Annotated in this window: 14 protein-coding genes and 1 pseudogene; 5 read left to right on the plus strand and 10 right to left on the minus strand. The window is 64.8% G+C overall.

What is annotated here, in order from left to right; translation table 11 throughout:
• The first annotated feature begins 77 nt into the window (after positions 1–77).
• Positions 78–665: a TetR/AcrR family transcriptional regulator gene (locus tag AC56KW_RS06980; protein WP_497170010.1), complete on the plus strand. Its 588-nt coding sequence runs from the start codon at positions 78–80 to the stop codon at positions 663–665.
• Here the strand turns inward: AC56KW_RS06980 and AC56KW_RS06985 are convergent.
• Positions 662–3,172 (minus strand): PAS domain-containing hybrid sensor histidine kinase/response regulator family protein, encoded by a 2,511-nt coding sequence (locus AC56KW_RS06985; protein WP_497170011.1) that lies wholly within the window; start codon positions 3,170–3,172, stop codon positions 662–664. The genes AC56KW_RS06980 and AC56KW_RS06985 overlap by 4 nt on opposite strands.
• 206 nt (positions 3,173–3,378) lie before the next feature.
• Between AC56KW_RS06985 and AC56KW_RS06990 the strand changes: the two genes are divergently transcribed.
• On the plus strand, positions 3,379–4,269 hold the full coding sequence (locus tag AC56KW_RS06990) for a bile acid:sodium symporter family protein (protein ID WP_497170012.1): 891 nt from the start codon (positions 3,379–3,381) through the stop codon (positions 4,267–4,269).
• Between the two features lie 85 nt (positions 4,270–4,354).
• Here AC56KW_RS06990 and AC56KW_RS06995 read toward each other — a convergent pair whose 3' ends face one another.
• From AC56KW_RS06995 to AC56KW_RS07015, 5 genes and pseudogenes are all read right to left on the minus strand, one after another.
• On the minus strand, positions 4,355–5,977 hold the full coding sequence (locus AC56KW_RS06995; protein WP_497170013.1) for a methyl-accepting chemotaxis protein: 1,623 nt from the start codon (positions 5,975–5,977) through the stop codon (positions 4,355–4,357).
• A gap of 207 nt (positions 5,978–6,184) precedes the next feature.
• A pseudogene (locus tag AC56KW_RS07000) lies at positions 6,185–7,153 on the minus strand (IS1595 family transposase).
• Positions 7,154–7,259: 106 nt separating this feature from the next.
• Positions 7,260–8,669 carry a hypothetical protein gene (locus tag AC56KW_RS07005; RefSeq protein WP_497170014.1) on the minus strand — a complete coding sequence of 470 codons (1,410 nt, stop codon included), beginning with the start codon at positions 8,667–8,669 and terminating at the stop codon, positions 7,260–7,262.
• Positions 8,666–9,415, minus strand: a complete 750-nt coding sequence (locus tag AC56KW_RS07010) for an ABC transporter ATP-binding protein (protein WP_497170015.1) — start codon at positions 9,413–9,415, stop codon at positions 8,666–8,668. The genes AC56KW_RS07005 and AC56KW_RS07010 overlap by 4 nt, the downstream gene beginning before the upstream one ends.
• The gene (locus AC56KW_RS07015) at positions 9,412–9,810 is read right to left on the minus strand and encodes a GntR family transcriptional regulator (RefSeq protein WP_497170016.1); all 399 of its coding nucleotides are present in this window, start codon (positions 9,808–9,810) and stop codon (positions 9,412–9,414) included. The genes AC56KW_RS07010 and AC56KW_RS07015 overlap by 4 nt, the downstream gene beginning before the upstream one ends.
• A 150-nt stretch (positions 9,811–9,960) precedes the next feature.
• Here AC56KW_RS07015 and AC56KW_RS07020 point away from each other — a divergent pair, with 150 nt between their 5' ends.
• Both AC56KW_RS07020 and AC56KW_RS07025 read left to right on the plus strand, forming a co-directional pair.
• Complete coding sequence (locus tag AC56KW_RS07020; RefSeq protein WP_497170017.1) at positions 9,961–12,123, plus strand: TonB-dependent receptor; 2,163 nt, start codon at positions 9,961–9,963, stop codon at positions 12,121–12,123.
• 16 nt (positions 12,124–12,139) lie between these two features.
• On the plus strand, positions 12,140–12,439 hold the full coding sequence (locus tag AC56KW_RS07025) for a hypothetical protein (RefSeq protein ID WP_497170018.1): 300 nt from the start codon (positions 12,140–12,142) through the stop codon (positions 12,437–12,439).
• Between the two features lie 48 nt (positions 12,440–12,487).
• Here AC56KW_RS07025 and AC56KW_RS07030 read toward each other — a convergent pair whose 3' ends face one another.
• The 4 genes from AC56KW_RS07030 to AC56KW_RS07045 form a co-directional block, all read right to left on the minus strand.
• Entirely contained in the window at positions 12,488–13,072 is a 585-nt protein-coding gene (locus tag AC56KW_RS07030; protein WP_497170019.1) for a TerD family protein, read from the minus strand.
• A 12-nt stretch (positions 13,073–13,084) separates the two neighbouring features.
• Entirely contained in the window at positions 13,085–13,780 is a 696-nt protein-coding gene (locus AC56KW_RS07035; protein WP_497170020.1) for a TIGR00266 family protein, read from the minus strand.
• A 72-nt stretch (positions 13,781–13,852) separates the two neighbouring features.
• The gene (locus tag AC56KW_RS07040; protein WP_497170021.1) at positions 13,853–14,428 is read right to left on the minus strand and encodes a TerD family protein; all 576 of its coding nucleotides are present in this window, start codon (positions 14,426–14,428) and stop codon (positions 13,853–13,855) included.
• Between the two features lie 141 nt (positions 14,429–14,569).
• Positions 14,570–15,619 (minus strand): DUF475 domain-containing protein, encoded by a 1,050-nt coding sequence (locus tag AC56KW_RS07045; RefSeq protein ID WP_497170022.1) that lies wholly within the window; start codon positions 15,617–15,619, stop codon positions 14,570–14,572.
• A 118-nt stretch (positions 15,620–15,737) separates the two neighbouring features.
• Between AC56KW_RS07045 and AC56KW_RS07050 the strand changes: the two genes are divergently transcribed.
• A complete protein-coding gene (locus tag AC56KW_RS07050; RefSeq protein WP_497170023.1) occupies positions 15,738–16,646 on the plus strand; it encodes a LysR family transcriptional regulator in 909 nt (302 codons plus the stop codon).
• The last annotated feature ends 42 nt before the right edge of the window (positions 16,647–16,688 follow it).

Raw genomic sequence — 16,688 nt, forward strand, 5'->3', positions numbered from 1 at the left:
CGAGGAGTATATAATCAGTCCATGGACTGTCAAGCATTTTTTGTAATGGCCGTTATTGAAAAATCGGAGGTGCGCTGATGGGTCGCCATCGCGAATACGATGTGGAACAGGTGCTCGATGCCGCGCTCTGTGTGTTCTGGCGCAAGGGCTACGAAGGCACGTCGTACGCCGATCTGACCGAGGCCGCCGGAGTCGAGCGGCCGGCCCTGTATTCGGCCTTCGGCAACAAGGAAGCGCTGTTCAAGCGGGTGCTGGAGCGCTACGACGAGCGTTTCATGACGCATATTCCGGAAGCGCTGGCCAAGCCGACCTCGCGTGAAGTGGCCGCCCACATCCTGTACAGCTCGGTCGACCTGAATACCCGCTATCCCGACCGCACCGGCTGCCTCGGCATCAATGGCGCGGTGGCCGGCTCGGACGAGTCGGAGCCGGTGCGCCAGGCGCTGATCGGTTTTCGCGCACTGGGCGAGACCCGGTTGCGCGAGCGCTTCGAGCGTGCGCAGGCCGAGGGCGACCTGCCCGCCGCGGCCCGGCCGGCAGCGCTGGCCGCCTACATCATGGCCCTGCTGCATGGCATGGCGATCCAGGCCAAGGCCGGTTTCGGGCGCGACATGCTCGATGCGGTGGTCGAGCAGGCGCTGTCGACCTGGCCGGGCGCCGCCTAGGCCTGGCGCGCGACCAGTTTGCGCACCCGCTGCGCCATCGCATCGATCGAGAACGGCTTGGTCAGCACCGACATCCCTTGCCCCAACTGGCCATGGTCGAGCAAGGCGGTTTCGGCATAGCCGGTGATGAACAGCACCTTCAGTTCGGGACGACCGACGCGCGCCGCATCTGCCATCTGGCGCCCGTTCATCATGCCGGGCAAGCCGACGTCGGAGATCAGCAGGTCGATACGGGCGGTCGATTGCAGCAGCGCCAGTCCGCCGGCGCCGTCCTCGGCCTCGAGCACCGTGTAACCGAGTTCCTCGAGCAGGTCGACCACCAGCATGCGCACGCTGGGTTCGTCGTCGACTACCAGGATCGTTTCTCCCCGGCCAGCGGGTGGCGCGGCATCGGCCGCCGGTGCCGCGTCCAGGGTGTCCGGCGCGCCGCGATGGCGCGGCAGGAAGATGGCGACCGTGGTGCCCTGCCCGACTTCCGATTCGATGGCCACCTGTCCGCCTGACTGCTTGGCGAAACCATAGATCATCGACAGCCCCAGCCCCGTGCCCTGCCCCAGCGGCTTGGTGGTGAAGAAGGGATCGAAGGCCTTGGCCAGCACGTCGGGCGTCATGCCGGCGCCGCTGTCGGCGACCGACAAGGCGAGATAGTCGCCGGGCGGCAGTTCGTGACCGCGCGCCGCTTGCGCATCGAGCATGCGGTTGGCCGTGGCGATCACGATGCGTCCGCCCTCCGGCATGGCGTCGCGCGCGTTGATGCACAGGTTCAGCAGCGCGTTCTCGAGCTGGGACTGGTCGACCAGCGCCGTCCAGGGCACCCCGCTGTAGTCGGGTTCCACCCTGACGCCAGGACCCACCGTGCGCCGGATCATGTCGAGCATGCCGTCGACCATGGAATTGACGCAGGTGGCCTTGGGCGCCAGCGTCTGGCGCCGCGAGAACGCCAGCAGGCGGTGGGTCAGCCCGGCCGCCCGCCTGGTTGCCCCCTGGGCGACCGCGACATAGCGGTCGATCTCGTCCGCGCGGCCCTGCCTGAGGCGCAGTTTCGCCATGTCCAGGCTGCCCGAGATGCCGGCCAGCAGATTGTTGAAATCATGCGCCAGGCCGCCGGTAAGCTGGCCGACCGCTTCCATCTTCTGTGAATGGCGCAGCTGTTCGTGCGCCCGTTCCAGCTCGGCCTGGCGCTCGCGCTCGATCGTGATATCGCGCGCCGAACAGTACACCCTGCCGTCATCCGGCACCGCCACCCATGACAGCCAGCGCCAGCCGCCAGCCTGGTGCCGGCAGCGGTTCTCGAAGCGCAGCGCCCGGATGCCGTGGTCCAGCGCATCGCGCCAGACGATCTCGGTCGAAGCGCGGTCATCCGGATGGATGAAGTCGAGGAAAGGCGTGCCGGCGATCTCTTCGTCGGTCCAGCCCAGGGTGGCTTGCCAGGCCGGGTTCGAGGTCTCCATGACGCCGTCGGCATTGAGCACGCCCAGGATGTCCGGGCTGAGCTGCCATGTGCGCCCGCGCGCCCGCGCCTGGGCCACGACTTTCTGCTCGAGCTCTTCGTTCAGCGCGCGCAGCTTGAGGATCGCCTGGTCGCGCTCGGCCTCTACCGCGCGCCGGCCCTCGACGTCGATCAGCACGCCGGGGAACAGGAGACCGGTCCCGTCGGGCGCCAGGTCGACCCGGCCATTGGCCTCGATCCAGTAATAGCGGCCGTCGGCCCGCCGTACCCGGTACTGGTGGGCGTAGTGGCCGCCACGCGCGATGACCGTGTTGATCGCCTGCGCCAGCCCGGCCTGGTCGTCGGGGTGGACCGTGGCCACGATCTGGGCCAGGGAGAGGCCGGTGCGGCCGATGGCCGGGTCGAGGCCGAACGCGCGCGCGAAGGCTTCGTCGACGGTGAAGCGGTCGGTCGGCAGGTGCCAGAACCAGGTGCCGATGATCGCGCCCGCGGCCAGCGCCAGCTGCACCCGTTCGGCGTCCTCGCGCGACGCCGATTCGTGTTCACGCAGCGCGGCCGCGTCGGCCGCCTGGCGGCGCTGGCCGAGTACCGCATCGGTGGTCTCGATGCAGTTGCACAGCAGGCCGAGGATGCTGCCCATATCGTCGCGCACCGGCCCATAGGAAAAGGTGAACCAGGTGTGCTCGGCATAACCCTTGCGCTGCATGACGAGCGAGATGTCGCTCATCTTGTACGATTCGCCGCCCGTCAGCGTCCGCTCCACCAGCGGATTGAGCACGTCCCAGATCTCGTGCCAGACGGCGCGGAAGGTCTTCCCCAGCGCCGCAGGATGCTTGGCGCACAGGATCTCGGCATAGGCGTCGTTGTAGAGCAGGATCTGGTCCGGTCCCCACACCAGAAAACTGGGAAAGGCCGAGTCCAGCACGATGTTGATACTGGTGCGCAGGATCGGTGACCAGCCGTCGACCGGGCCGAGCGCCGAACTGGACCAGTCGTGGGCGCGGATCGCCGCGCCCATGGCGCCGCCGGCGGCTGGAAAACCACCTGGGTTACGCATGGAATCGCCGCCTGGCCCGGCCTGCCGTCGGCAAGAGATGGGATTGTTCATTCATACGACATTATTGCATGTGCTGCAATGCCTTTACGAGGCCTGATCGGCGCTGCGCACCGCTTAATTCGTTCCTGGCTGGACTACACTGGCAAGGCGGGCGCACGCGCAGTCCGGCGCGCCGCCATCCCTATAAAAACCATGATGGAGACGCGATGACCGATTTTATTACCCTGCTCCCCACCCTGCTGATCGGCGCACTGGCCCTGATCATGTTCGGCCTGGGCCTGTCCCTCACGATCGGCGACTTTCGCCGCTTGCTCGGGTATCCGAAGGCAGTGGTACTGGCGCTGGCCCTGCAGGCGCTGGTGCTGCCGGCGCTGTGCTATGGCCTGGTCGTGCTGCTGGACGTGCCGCCCGTGTTCGCGATCGGCCTGATGCTGCTGGCGGCGTCGCCAGGCGGGGTGTCCGCCAACCTGTTCAGCCACCTGTTCGGCGGCAACGTGGCGATGAATATCTCGCTCACGGCCATCAACACGCTGCTGTCGATCGTCACCCTGCCGCTGATCGCCAACTTCGCCATCGCCAGCTTTTCGCACAGCGGCCAGGTGGTGCCGATGCAGACCGCCAAGGTGGTCGAAGTGATCGGCATCGTGCTGGTGCCGGTGGCGATCGGGATGGCGGTCAAGCGCCTGGCCCCAGGTTTCACGGCGCGCACCGACAAGCCGATGAAGATCTTTTCGATGGTGGTGCTGGCGGCGCTGGCGCTGATCGCCTTCGCCAAGGAGTGGGATGCACTCACCGGCTCGTTCGCCACGGTCGGGCTGGCGGTGGTGCTGTTCAACGCGGCCAGCCTGGGCCTGGGCTACTACGTGCCGCGCATCGCCGGCCTCGACCAGCCGAACGCGGTGGCGATCGGGTACGAGATCGGGATCCACAATTCGACGCTGGCGATTTTCGTCGCGGTGTCGGTGCTGGGGGATTTCCAGCTGATGGTGCCGGCGGCGATCTATTCGATCAGCATGTATGTGCTGGCGACCGCGTTCGGAATGCTGGTGCTGCGGCGCCGGCGGGCGGGGGTGAAGGTGGCGACGGCGTCGAGTTGAGCCGACAAGAAATCATTGGCGCCCGCCCGTCGTTCCTGCCATCGGCATCAACGACTTCCTGTGCAGGCGCGAACAACGTGCCCGATTACGTGGCCAGGGCGATACGTTCCTGGCCTGCGCGCCCACGGACACGTTCCTGCACCTGATTCGCCGTACCAGCCTGCACATCGACCTTGAACACGCCCACCATTTGCTGCAGCGCATGCGCCTGGTCCTGCAGGGCCCCGGTGGCCGCGGCGGCTTCCTCGACCAGGGCGGCATTCTGCTGGGTCGCCTGGTCCATGTGGCTGACCGCTTCGTTGATCTGCTGGATGCCGGCGGTCTGCTCTTCGCCGGCAGCCAGGATCTCGGCCATGATGTCGCTCACGCGGGTCACGCTGGCCACGATCTCGTCCATGGTGGTGCCGGCGCTGTCGACCAGGGCCGTTCCCGCCTCGACGTTGCTGACCGAGGTGTTGATCAGTTCCTTGATCTCCTTGGCCGCCGCCGCCGAACGCTGCGCCAGGTTGCGCACTTCGCCGGCCACGACCGCGAAACCGCGGCCCTGCTCACCGGCGCGCGCCGCCTCCACCGCCGCGTTCAGCGCCAGGATGTTGGTCTGGAAGGCGATGCCGTCGATGGTCGCGATGATATCGACGATGCGCTTGGACGAGGCGTCGATGGCGCCCATGGTCTGCACCACTTCGGACACCAGCCGGCCGCCGCGCAGTGCGACGTCGGACGCCGAGCGCGCCACGTTGTTCGCCTGGCGCACGTTGTCCGCATTGTGCTGGACGGTGGTGGTCAGTTCCTCGAGCGACGATGCGGTCTCTTCCAGGCTGCTGGCCTGCTGTTCGGTGCGGGCGGACAGGTTCATATTGCCGGCCGCGATCTCGCTGCTGGCGGTCGCGATCGACATGCTGCTGTCGCGTACGCTGCGCACGGTGCCGGCCAGTTGCTGCTGCATGGTGGCCAGGCCCTTGAGCAGCGCGCCCATCTCGTCTGCGCGGTCGACCTGTACCCGGGTCGACAGGTCGCCACGGGCCATTGCCTCGAAGTGGCCGAGCGCATGGTCGAGCGGACGCATGATGGCGCGCAGCAGCAGCCACGACGACACCGCCGCCAGCAGCACGCCCAGCGCGACGCTGGCGCCCGAGACCCACATCAGGATGTCGAACAGGCGGCCGCTCTCGTCGTAGCCGGCCTTGGCGGTAACCATCTGGTATTTGTCGAGCGCGGTCGATGCCTTGTCGAAGGTACCGTACAGGGCCGTCATTTCCTTCATCGCCAACGCTTCGATGCGCTCGGCGTTCATCTGCTCGACGGCGCTGCCCAGTGCCAGCATGCCGTCGTTGATGTAGCGGGTGCGCGCCTCTGCCAGGGTCTTGGCCAGCGCGTCCTCTTCGGCATCGCGCGGCAGGGCCAGGTAGTGCTGCCACTCCTTGTTGGAATCGTCGATGAAGCCCTTGGCGCGGCTCAGGGTATTGCCGACATCGGGCGCGTCCGGATGGAACACGGCGCGGTCGAGGCCAAAGCGCGCGCGATTCAGGAAGTTCTTCGAATTATTGATCGCGATGCTCGACGCGAGCTGGTTTGCGTAGACGTCTTCCAGCGCCGCGTGGTCTTCCCGCATGCCGTAGATGCCGAGCAGGCCGACGGCTGTAATGAGAAAGCCCAGCATGGCCATGGTGGCGATCAGCCGAACGCGCAGTGTCAGTTGGAAAAGCATGGTTGCCTTGAAAATAATGTTTGTTCGCGAGTAAGTACGTCAGCGAAACCTTAGCGCCATCGCGACTATTTTTCAGCAAAAACCGAATGCCAGTATCAAATATTCGGGATTCTGGTTGTTGCTCTGCAACAATAAGTGAGATCGCCGTTCGCTCCCGATAACAAAGTTAATAAATCGCCCATGACAGAATAAAGGGCGCTGTCACCGTTACCTATGGATGAGTTCGATGGCGATGCCCAGCAATTGCTCAACAGATGTGACCCGCCCGCCATCAAGTGCCCAGTACTAACCCGGGCAGTGTGGCAGGCGCCATGACGCCACGCCGTGAAGCCGTGCCAGCCATGCCTTGAAACACCGGTGATGGGCGTTCACGTTCTGGACATGGATGGCGCCCCTGCTGCTTGCCCGCACCCGTTCGTCCGAGGCGAGATTGACGGCTTGATGCGCGCTGCCATGATCGCGGGCAGAGGCCCGGCAGGCGGCGTTGGTGTCGGTGACCATCGGCGCCCGAGGATCGAGCCTCGGCAACAGGTGCTCGACCAGCCGGGATTTTGCCGGCGCGCCGCGACCGGTGACGGCGTCGATGGTCTGTCCGCTACGGTCGCGCGCCACCAGGATGCAGTCGAGGTAGCCTGCGATGCCACGCAGAGCCGCCCTGCCGCCGCGTTTGCGCGGCTTACGATCGGGCTTGCGGGAACCCTTCTGCGGATTCGAGCAGGAAGGTCTCGTCGGCCTCGACGATGCCCACCAGTTGCCGCGGCCGGTCATGCTTGACCCAGTGGAGGAAGCGGTGGCGCCAGCGAAATATCGTGTTGCGGTGGACGCCGACGTATCTGGCGGCGCCACGCACGGTGCGCGCGTCGAGCAGCGCCGCCAGATACTCGCGCCACTTGCCCTTGAGCCTGAGCCGCGCCGGCGGCGTGCCGGTCAGGTCGTTGAAGTGCGTCCGCACTGGCGGCAACGGAACCGTTGCAGCTCATTGGCCTGGCCATGGCGATGGCAGCGCTTGCAGGAACAATCCGGGCAACCGCGCCCGGGCGCGCGAATGTCGGCAATGAGGGCGATTACCCGATCCAGCCCGGCTGCTCGATGGAAAAAGAACGGCAGTTGCAGCCGCTGCGGCTGGTTCAACGACGGCAGTTGCGCGAACAGCTTCCTGAACCTGGGCGCCTGCACGCCCCTCTCCCGTGGACGACGACAGGAATTGGACCACCAGCCGGCTCAACTGTTCAACCCTCATCGATAGTTAACGTGTGCAGCGCCTGATAAGCGCTTTGATCAGTCAATCCAGCCTTCCGGCAGGAAAAGCGCATGGCGCGCGCACCATGGCGGCATATCGACGCGCGACCAGAACGACGGTCAATGCGATGGACAGGCCGGCGGCAGTCGGAAACACCGGCAGCGCCGATAGCCGTCCCATGAGCCAGGCGGCCAACAGACAGGCTGCCGCCAGCCCCACCGTCAGCAACCACTGCAGCACGGAATTCCAGCGCGGGCGGTGTGCATGGTCGCGCAGCGGCAAGACCAGGGCCGGCAGGGCCAGGCCGCACAGGGAAGCCACCAGCAGCAGTGCGTCCGCGTCGGCGCCGGTGAGGACGCCGCACACGATTGCGGTGGTCACCGCCATTCCCCAGGCCGCCAGGCTGCTGCGCAACAGCGTCGATGCCAGCAGGCGGTTGAAGCGCGGCGCGGCGGCCGGCATCGCCGGGGCCAGCCTGAGCAGCGATTGGCCGGAGGGCGTATCCCCCAGGCTCGCGAGCAGCATCGCGTGCATCTGGAACAGCAACAACGGCAGCAAGCTCCACATCCAGCCCATCTCCAGCGCCAGTTCGGCGGCCCGGGGGTAGCCGCCCATGTGCATGATGGCCACCAGCGCCAGGCCGAGCAGGCCCATGCCGGCGATGCCGAGTCCGATCCAGCCGAGTTGCAGACCTGGACCGCTGCCGAGCAGGAGCATGCCTCCCAGGTCGCGGCGCCTCCTGGCCTGGCGCAGCGAACGCGCCTGCCACCAGAGCAGCAAAGCGCTATCGCCGGGCTTCTTGAACGCTTCCCGGTCGCGCCACAAGGTGCGCCTTGCCAGCAGGCGCCAATGGCGGTCACCTGCCCGCGGGAAGACCGCCCGCATGGTCGCCAGGCCCGGCAGCGCCAGCAATGCCGCCAAGAGCGGCAGGAAGGCCGGATGCGCCATGGCGGCAAGCGTCGACTCTGGAACGAAGGTTGGCAATCCCATCAGCGGCCAGATCAGGACCATTACCCAGGATCCGATGCCGTTGCCGGTGGCCGCCAGGCCCATGCCGAGCGACGCCAACATGAACCAGGTCACGGTCAGGACATCCTTTGCCGCACTGCCTGCGCTGCCGAGCGCCAGGCCGGCTATCGCGAGCATCCATACCACCATGCTCATTTCCAGCAGCCGCGCGCGCATGCCCGGCGCCAGCTGCGCATTCAGCGGCGTATTGAGCTTGAAGGCCCCGGGCAGGTAGCAGAAGGTCCAGGCCAGCAGGACGATGCCGCACGCCGTATTCAGGCCCCATCTCGCGGCGGTGGCAAGGTCATACGCTTTCCAGGCGAGCGCCGCGATGGCGAGGGCCAGGACGGGCGTCAGCCACAGCAGGACATGGTGGACGCGCGGATGCAGTTGCGCCAGCGCCGCCCGCCACAGCAGGCCATATTGCGTAAGGCGCTGACTCATCGGGTCACCTCGATGAACAGGTCCTCCAGGTTCGACGGCGCGCGCGCGCCGGGCGGCACGTGGCTGGCGGCCCCATCGAGCAGGTCGTCCAGGTCGCCCTCCAGCACGATGCGGCCGTCCTTCATGAACGCGACGTCCAGCGCCACCCGCTCCAGGTCGGTGAGAATATGGGTCGAAAACACCACCGTGGTGCCGCGCTCGATGACGCCGTCGATCAATTCGGTCAAGAAGTCGCGCCGGCCGGCCGGATCGAGCGCCGACACCGGTTCGTCCAGCACCAGCAGCTCGGGATCGTGGGCCAGCGCGCGGATGATCGACAGGCGCTGCTGTTCGCCGCCCGACAGGCGCCGGATCGGCTGGTTGCACATGGCGATGTCGATGCCCCAGCGCGCCAGCAACGCCTCGACCTTGGCATCGTTCCAGCGCGGGTACAGCGCCTTGAAATAGTCCAGCATCTGCAGCGGCGTCATCCAGTCGAACAGGTCGGATTTCTGCGGCACGTAACCGATGCGGGCACGCGTCGCGTCCGACAGCGCCTCAGGCGATTCGCCGAACAGCGCAATGCTGCCGCCGTCGATTTCGCGCAGGCCCAGCAGGCATTCCATCAGGGTCGACTTGCCAGCGCCGTTACGGCCCAGCAGTCCAATTACCTGGCCCGGCCCGACTTCCCAGTCGAGGCCGTCGAGTACGGTCTTGCTGCCGAAGCGCCTGGCGACGCCGCGCATCTGGATCGGGAGTACGGTCACGGTGATTCCTTCAGGATGGTTTTAAAGAGAGAGAGAACGGTGGCGGAATCGAGTTCAAGCTCGCGCGCCTCGCGCGCGGCGCGCTCCAGCGTCGGGCGCAGCAGCGCGAGGCGCTCGCCGGCCTCGCTGGCGCTGCGCTGGCGGTCGGCAACCAGCATGCCGACGCCACGCCGCCGCTCCAGCACGCCCTCGAGCTCGAGCAGGCCATAAGCCTTGGACACAGTCATCGGATTGACGGCGAGCTGCAGCGCGATGTCGCGCACCGACGGCAACGCATCGCCCGGCGCCAGCTGGCCACCGGCCACCAGCCGGCGCACCTGGTCGACCAGTTGCCGGTAGATCGGCTCGGAAGATCCAGGTACGATCGAGAACAAATGGGGAATAGGGTTGCTCATCGCGTATTGGTGTATTAGTTGATTGATACACTAAGGCCATGATCACGCTTTGTCAACTTGAAATTTATGCGAGCGCAACAGTGACATTTGACGGATATTCAACGAACTTTTATTGGTAGGATCGACCGGTTTGGTATTGGATTCCATCGGATGCATCGTCGCTTCGCCTGCCTGTTAGCCCTGTCTTGTACCTGCGCGCATGCCCAAACCGAGACGAGCGCGCCGCTCCCGCAAGTCGTCGTCAGCGGCGCCCAGACCGACGTCGAGGCGGGCCAGGATGTCGTCGCCGGGAAAACCATCATCGGACCCGGGAAGATCGCCGGCAGCGGCCTGCAGAATACCGGCGAACTGCTGCAGCGCGAACCGGCCATCAGCGTCGACAGGAACGGCCGCATCGGCCTGCTTGGCCTGCCCGGCTACACGCAGGTGCTGGTCGATGGCTTATCCACTACCAATCCCTTCGACATCGACCTGGCGCGGGTCGAGCGCATCGAGCTTGCCAAGACGAGCACCGCCGCCACCGGACCGATCGGGATTGCGGGCACCATCAACATCATCCTGCGCAAGACACGGCGCAAGGCATCGTCCCGGCTGCACGGCAATGTGCGGACCGAGGGTGGGAAGAAGGGCATGGACCTGACCTGGTCGACCACCGGTGTGACGGATGGCCCGTTCAGCTATGCCTTCACGCTGTCGAACTGGCGCAGGTTGTCCACCGCGCATAGCGATTATGTCCAGATCACCGAACGGCCGGGCGCGGTCCCTATCCGGGAATACGAGGGCGAAGCCCATACCCCGGGCAGTTTCCACTCGTTCAGTGCGAGCGGCGTGCTGGCCTGGACGATGGATGCCGAGCACACGCTCACCTTCAGTCCGGAACTCTCCCGCTATAGCACCGACGCGGACAGCCACGAGCAACGGCGCTGGATTGGCGGCTTGAGATCGTCGGCAAACCAGACCAGCGCGGCGCCCGCGAACAACGTCCACCTTCCCTTGCTGTGGGATTGGAAGATCGACGCCGACAGCAGCTTGGCCGTCAAACTGGTCGCGAGTCGCTCGCGTCCGTATAGCCGCCTGCGCAGGGATGAGATGTGGTCGACGGGCGGCCCGCGCCGGCGCGCGCATGACCAGGAGGGAAACACGCGCAATATGTTCCTCGACCTCGACTACGTCACCGAAACCGACGATGGCCACCGGATCAGCGCCGGCGCGAAGTTCGCGCGCAATGCAAGCGATACGCGCTACACCGACCTGATCGACGGCTTCCCGGATCCTGGCCTGGCCGTGCTGGGGCCTGGTACGGCGTCCCGCCTGACCAGCACAAGGCTGTTCATCCAGGACGAATGGCGGATCGACCGGCGCTGGGCGGTCAACCTGGGCGCAGCGGGCGAGCGACGCAGCTACAAACTGGTCGAGGGGCCGATTGGCAACCGGCCACGCTACAACCTGTGGTCACCGTCGGCACACCTGTCGCACCGCATCGGCGGCGACCGCAAGCGCCAGCTCAGGGCGTCGCTGGCGCGCAGTTATCGCGCACCATTTACCGACGAACTACTGCTGCGGCCAAGCATCAACCCGTATGCACCATGCCCGGGCGCGTTCCTGTGCGGCGCCAATGCCATCGACCTGGCCGACAACAGCGGCAATCCCTTCCTGCGACCGGAGCGTGCGCTTGGCCTGAACCTGTCGTATGCGCATGGGTTCAAGCGCGACAGCGAAATCAGCGTGGAGTTCTACGCGCGCGACATCAGCGACAAGACCGGCCATGAAGTCGTACTGTCCGACGTACCATGGGCCAGCGTGCCGCGCTACATCGTTCGCCAGGCCAACCTGGGCCGCGCACGGGTGCGTGGCGTGGACCTGGAGGCGCGCCTGGCAGGCAAGGATTTTTCGCCGCGGCTGGCGCACCTGGAACTGAACGGCAGCATCGGCCTGGCCGATTCGACGCTGAGCGACCTGCCCGGCCCGGACAACCACATTCCCGGACAGTCACCCTGGCGCGCCAAGCTCGGCGGCAGCTATTCATTGCAAGCGCTGGCGCTGAAACTCGGCTTCGATGCCAGCTATCTGCCGCAAGACTGGGTGCGCACTGGCACCAACCAGCGCCTCTACGAGTCCGCCCGGCCAACGCTCAATCTGAACGCGGGCTGGAACGTCGGCAAGGCCACGATCCTCCGGCTCAACTTCGACAACCTGCTTGACAAACGCAAGGCCCGCATCGACGACTACCTCGAGCAGGGCCGCATCGTTCGCCTGTCGACATGGAACGCGAACCATGCGCGGATCGTGGTGCGTTTCGAAACCACGCTATGAATTAGAAAGGAAACACATGAAAAAAACGCTCGCAGTAGGGATAGTGGCATGCATGCTTGCGAACACCGCATTTGCCCAGAAAACCTACAACACCAGGTCCCAGTGCATGCGCAACTGCGCCGAGGTCGGCCCGTCCGATGCCAAGAACCAGGCACACCGGCTGAAAATGGCCGAGCTGGGCGAGAAGAAAAAAGCAGAAAGCGATCCGAAGAGGCTGGCGGCGCTCAAGGATGAAGAAGAATCGCTGATCGACAGGTACGAAGCCGATTCCGAAAAAATCTGCCGCTATATTTGCGAAGGAATGCCCGAGCAATAAAAAACCGGAGCACGCAGCCCCGGTTTCGGTATCACGCGATGCAGCCGATTACAGGTGCACGGTAATCTGCGGCATCAGGTCGTCGAAGGTACGGCCATTGCCGTTCTCGCCGATCGCATGCATCTTCCACTCGCCGTTATGGCGGTACAGCTTGGCCATGATCTGGGCCGAGTGCGAGCCCGTCACCGACAGGTTGAAGCGCGCCACCTCTTGCCCGTTGGCGGCGTTGATCAGGCGACAGTAGGCGTTCTCGACGGTCGAGAAATTCTGGCCGGTGAAGCTGTTTACCGTGAACACCAGCGCCTTGACACCCGCCGGCACATTGTTCAGGTTGACTTCGATCTGTTCGTCGTCGCCATCGCCCGCACCGGTGCGGTTGTCGCCCGTGTGGACAATGCTGCCGTCACGGCTCTTGAGCTGGCGGAACCAGACCACGTCCATCGGGCGGTTCGACTCGTCGAACATCACCACCGACGCGTCCAGGTCGACGGCTTCGGACTTGCCGCCGCCGAAGCCGAAGAAGCCCTTCGACTTGATGGCGTCCCAGCCGAGACCCATGGTCACGCGGGAGAGGCCGCCACCGGCTTCCTTGTCGAGGGAGATCTTCTGTCCCTTTTGCAGATTGACTGACATTGTTATTCCTCCTTATTTTGCGGGCGCCTGCATCCAGGCCTTGAATGCGGTGCGGTTGCGCGAACAGACATAGACCTTGCCACGCCCCGAGAAGCGCAGGACCATGCCCTCGCCGCTGGTCTGGCTGTTGATCAGGTTACCCAGGAAGCCGCCGCTGGTGCCGGTCGTGATCGAGATCTCGTAGCGCAGGGTGCTGTCCCAGCACACCACGTGCGAGTTGTCGATGATCGCGTCCTTGCCCGGTTCGACATCAAGTACCGACATCGAGCCGAAGCCCGACACCACCACCTGGCCCTGGCCGCCCGTCTCGGTGACGAAGAAGCCCCCGCTATTGGCGAACAGCGCGTTGCCCAGGCTCTGGGTGCGCACCCGCAGGTCCACGCCCGAGGTGGCGGCCACGAAGGCGCCGTCGCTGATGATGTAGTTGTTCGGGCCGACGTCGACGACCTGCATCGCGCCGGGCAGGGTCGGCGACAGAAGGCAGTCGCCCTCGCCGCGGGTCGCTTCGATATGCTGCTGGAAAAACGACTCGCCGTTGGCGAAGGTGCGCATCAGCGCACTACCGAGTCCGCCCTTCATCTTGCCCTTGAGGTCGAGGGTCGATTCCATCATCACCATCGCGTCGGATTCGCAATAGATGGTCTCGCCCTGCTTCATCGACACATGCAGGAAGGGATCGACGTCCCCGGTCACGGTAAATACTGGCATTTGGCTTCCTTTCATGAGGCGGTCCCCATGGACCGCCCCTACATTACCTCAAACCCTTGCTGTCACCGTCAATCAGACGTTGACGCCGTAGTTGCGCGCGAGTGGCCCCAGGCCGCCATTGAAGCCCTGGCCGATCGCACGGAATTTCCAGTCGGCGCCGTTGCGGTAGATTTCACCGAAGATCATCGCCGCTTCGGTCGAACCGTCTTCGGACAGGTCGTAGCGGGCGACTTCCTGGTTGGTGGCGTTGTTGACGCAGCGGATGAACGCCTTGCCGACCATGCCGAAGTTCTGGCGACGGGTTTCGGCGTCGTGGATGGTCACGCCCAGCACGACCTTGTCGACGTCGGCCGGGACCTTGGTCAGGTCGATGTTGACGAACTCGTCGTCGCCTTCGCCGGCGCCGGTGGTGTTGTCGCCCGAGTGGACCACCGAACCGTCGGCCGACTTCAGGTTGTTGTAGAAGATGAAGTCGGCGTCCGAGCGCACCTTGCCCGACGAATTGAGCAGGAACACTGCGCCGTCGAGGTCGAAGGCTGCGCCGTCGGTGGCGCGAATATCCCAGCCGAGAGCGACTTTCAGCGAGGTCAGGCCCGGAGCTTCTTTCGACAGGTTGACGTTGCCGCCTTTTTGCAGACTGATTGCCATGATGAGACTCTCCTAATAAATGAACACCGGTTGCAAACGCAGCGAGCTGGTGTTCTGCCGCTCGCCGCGGATCTGGTACTGCTGCGTATGGTGGTCATGCCACCGTCAACTATCACCGCGTGGACGGTGGAGCCGTCCACCCTACACGCCGCCTTCGATCGCGGCGTGCTTTTTCTTGTACTGCAGCGAGCTCCACAGCGAAGCCAGGATGAAGGCCACGCCGACGCCGCCGGTGATCAACTCGGGCACGTGCCACTTCATGCTCGCCAGCATGATCACGGCCAGGATGCCGATCGCGTAGTGCGCGCCGTGCTCGAGGTAGACGTATTCGTCCAGCGTGCCCTTGCGCACCAGGAACACGGTCATCGAACGCACGAACATCGCGCCGATCGCCAGGCCCAGCATGATGATCACGACGTCGCTGGTGATCGCGAAGGCGCCGATCACGCCGTCGAACGAGAAGGAGGCATCCAGCACTTCGAGGTACAGGAAACCGCCGATACCGCCCTTCTTGACCGCGTCGCCGACGGCGCCGGCTTCGGATTCGCTCTTTTCCAGCATGCTGCTGAGCATATCGACGCCGACGTAGACCAGGATGCCCCACATGCCGGCGATCAGGACGACCATCTTCTGCGCTTCATCGACATAGGTCATGCTGAACAGCAGCGCGGCGATCGCGATCATCACGGCGATCGAGGACACCTTGCCCAGCGCGCCGATCTTGGCTTCGAAGTTGCCCAGCCAGTGGGTTTCCTTCTCGTCGTCGAGCATGAAGTTCAGGAACACCAGCAGCAGGAACATGCCGCCGAAGGCCGCCACTTCCGCGTGGTGGTTGGTCAGGTGCAGCGAGAACGCCTTTGGATCGGTCAGCGCCAGGTTCCACACTTCCATGGCGCCCAGGTCCGCGGCCACGGCCACGATCACCAGCGGGAACACCAAACGCATGCCGAAGACGGCGATGATGATGCCGATACCCAGGAACAGCTTGATCCAGAACTCGTCCCAGTTCTTGAGCACCGAGGCGTTGACCACGGCATTGTCGAACGACAGCGAGACTTCCATCACCGCCAGGATGGCGGCAACGCCCAGGGCGGTCACCAGGCCGGACATGCCGTTATGCTCGTAGCCCCACCAGCCGGCAAGCGCCAGGCAGACTGCGGTCACGATGAATGACCAGGTAAAGTACTTCATAAGTTATTCCCTCTTATTAAGTTGTATGCCAACGGTGTCGGCGGACTGTATTGTAGCGGTTCGCAATTTATTGAAAAAGCGAAGATAATCGAAATATTACTTCGTAAAAACAGAAGACATGAACCAATCGCCACCCAATTTTCGCCATCTATATTACTTTTGGGTAGTGGCCAAGGAAGGCAGCATCACGCGCGCCGCCGAACGCCTGGGCCTGGCGATCCAGACCGTCAGTACACAGCTTACCCTGCTCGAGCAGGCTTTTGGCAAGGCGCTGTTCAATCAGCAAGGCCGGCGCCTGAACCTGACCGAGGCCGGCCGCCTGGCGCTGTCGTACGCCGACCAGATCTTTCTGCTGGGAGAACAGATGCAGGAAGCGCTGGACGCCTCGGACAGCGCCCGCATCCGGCTCGCGGTCGGCATTTCGGATTCGCTGCCCAAGTTCACCGCCTACCGCCTGCTCGAGGTGACGACCCAGCTGGCCATCCCCGTGCGCCTGGTGTGCCATGAAGACGAGTACGAAGCCCTGCTGGGCGACCTGGCCCTGCACAAGCTGGACGTGGTCCTGACCGACCGCGCGGTACCGACCGGCACCACGCTGCGCGTATTCAGCCACCTGCTGTCCGAGAATGAGATGTACGTGGTCGGCGCCCCGGCGCTGGCCAGGAACTACCGCAAGGATTTCCCGGCTTCGCTGCACGGCGCGCCGATCCTGCTCCCGACCCGCAACAATGCCCTGCGCGGCAAGATCGACGACTGGTTCGAGCGCCACGCGATCCGGCCCGACGTGGTGGGCGAATTCGAGGACAACGCCCTGCTGAATACATTCGGGCGGCGCGGCCTGGGCCTGTTCTTTACCCCGGCGGCGCCGGTCGCCGACATCAAGGTCCAGCTCGGCGCCGACCTGGTAGGCCGGGTGCCCGAGGTGCGCGAGCACTTCTATGCGATCTCGAACGAACGCAAGATCAAGCATCCGGCGGTCGAGGCGATCCTGGCCGCCGTGCACAAGGAAGCGCTGGGGGAAGGTTAAAGATGCCTTGGGCTGTACAATGCCCCCTGGCTTTGCCTTTTG

This window comes from Telluria sp. RT2P19, from assembly GCF_059685725.1.